The organism is Chromohalobacter sp. HP20-39 (genome assembly GCF_033052815.1).
In the GTDB taxonomy this organism is placed as follows: Bacteria; Pseudomonadota; Gammaproteobacteria; order Pseudomonadales; family Halomonadaceae; genus Chromohalobacter.
This window is the reverse complement of the sequence record NZ_JAWHTP010000130.1, coordinates 1-481: the sequence shown is the minus strand read 5'-3', so window position 1 is coordinate 481 and position 481 is coordinate 1. Positions and strand designations below refer to the sequence as shown.

The 481-nt window shown below is 55.7% G+C and carries 1 protein-coding gene; it reads right to left on the bottom strand.

The genetic code is table 11. The features are described from left to right. The coding region (locus RVY79_RS17290; RefSeq protein ID WP_317465711.1) for a DUF3800 domain-containing protein at positions 1–465 on the bottom strand (465 nt) is incomplete at its 3' end. Positions 466–481: the final 16 nt, after the last annotated feature.

The window sequence follows — 481 nt, the reverse complement described above, 5'->3', positions numbered from 1 at the left end:
CTGATCCGGACGCAGCACATGCATGCCTACCGGGCGCGCCACCAAGTCAGCTAACTGCAGCCCTGGCGAATCCACCTTCTTGTCCGCAAAGACGATGTCGAATGGCAGGGAGATGCCCAGCCGGTTCGCGCCGTCACAGATGCGGCGAAATTCCAACTCTAGCTCGTTGTCTTCCTTCTTGCCCCGGCATTCGACAATCACATGCGTGAGAGCGCCGTCCTGATTCTTCTCCTGCATCAGCTCGTGCAAGGTCTCAAGGCAGAACCCCAACGCTAGATGATATGGGTTGCCATCCGTATTACCCTGATTGCGCAGCTTCATCTTGTCGATCACGCAGCTGATCAGAATGAAGTTGCTGACCTCGATGATGTCCGTCAGCTCAGAGAGGAACCGGTGCTTATGCTGCCGGTTGGTGAACTTGAAGACACCTTTCTCCTTGCGAATCTCATGCTCGTGCAGCACCACCGAATCGTGGCCAAAG